The 262-nt window shown below is 66.4% G+C and carries 1 protein-coding gene; it reads left to right on the top strand.

What is annotated here, in order from left to right:
- Window positions 1–73: 73 nt before the first annotated feature.
- Window positions 74–262, top strand: a 189-nt coding sequence (locus BFF77_RS32070; protein ID WP_169922759.1) for a carboxymuconolactone decarboxylase family protein, incomplete at its 3' end; no start/stop codon positions are given.

The raw sequence follows: 262 nt of genomic DNA, 5'->3' as shown, positions 1-262 counted from the left end.
CCCGTGTCACAGGGGGTCGCGCTCCCCCGTCTCAGGGTGTGCAGCCACGAACGACCACAGAGGAGAACACACCATGGACGCACGAGTGAACTACTTCGCCAGCCCGACCGCCGACAAGGCCCTCAAGTACTTCAGGTCCATGGGCAAGGCGTTCAAGGAGTCGCCGCTGCCCGCGGCGACGCAGGAGCTGGTGGCACTGCGCGTGAGCCAGATCAACGGCTGCGCGGTCTGTGTCGACATGCACACCAAGGAGGCCGCCGCC

The sequence above is a fragment of the Streptomyces lushanensis genome (assembly GCF_001700515.1).
In the GTDB taxonomy this organism is placed as follows: domain Bacteria; phylum Actinomycetota; class Actinomycetes; order Streptomycetales; family Streptomycetaceae; genus Streptomyces; species Streptomyces lushanensis.
The sequence above is the reverse complement of the archived record's forward strand: the minus strand, read 5'-3'. Positions and strand labels throughout refer to the sequence as shown.